The organism is uncultured Algibacter sp., from assembly GCF_947495675.1.
In the GTDB taxonomy this organism is placed as follows: Bacteria; Bacteroidota; Bacteroidia; order Flavobacteriales; family Flavobacteriaceae; genus Algibacter_B.
Window position 1 is genome coordinate 1 of the sequence record NZ_CANLZX010000051.1, and the last position, 921, is coordinate 921.

The 921-nt window shown below is 38.4% G+C and carries 1 protein-coding gene; it reads left to right on the forward strand.

Annotated elements, in window-relative coordinates; genetic code table 11:
• Window positions 1-921 (forward strand): cadherin-like domain-containing protein (locus Q0842_RS16040; protein WP_298500502.1); only part of this gene is annotated, 921 nt, incomplete at both ends.

The following is a 921-nucleotide window of genomic DNA, read 5'->3' on the forward strand; positions in this document are numbered from 1 at the left end:
ACCGACAGTTCAGAATTAAACATTACGGTAGATCCAATAACGGATCCAATCAGCGATGATAATGAAACAGTCAGCACCAATGAAGACACCCCAGTAAGCGGAGATTTATTTGCGAACTTAACAGATGCAGATAGTGCGGATCATACAATCACCGGAGCAACAGTAGATACGGATGGCGATGGCAACCCAGAAGCTTTAGTTTTAGGAACTCCAACAACTATCAATAATAATACAGGAGACCCAATCGGCGATATCACGGTCAATGCAGATGGCACCTTTATATTTACACCTGCCTCAAACTACAATGGGCCAGTACCAACAATTGGTTATGATATTGTAGATGACAATGATGCTAGTGATACCAATAGTTCTGAATTAAACATCACGGTAGACCCAGTAGATGATTTACCATTAGCTAATAATGATGGAGGTACTACTGATCCAGGTGTAGATATTATTATCGATATTACTGTAAATGATATTGGTTATGAAGCTACAATAGATGATTTAACAATAGATTTAGATCCTAATACACCAGGACAACAAAATACATTTACGGTATTAGGTGAAGGAACATTTACAGACAATGGAGATGGAACAGTTACTTTTAGTCCAGAACCTGGTTATACCGATGGAATTACTACTATTACTTATACAGTAAATGATAATGTCGGCAATACTTCTAATGAAGCAACAATAACTGTTGTTGTTCCATTATGTACTTCAACACTTGATACTGATGGTGATGGCTTAACAGATTGTGAGGAAACAACCGGAATAGATGATCCATCAACGCCAGAAGATCCAACAACATTCTTAGGAGGACCAATATCAGATCCAAATAATCCATGTGATCCAATCGGCATCAATACGACAGATACAGATGGCGATGGCTTAACAGATTGTGAGGAAACAACCGGA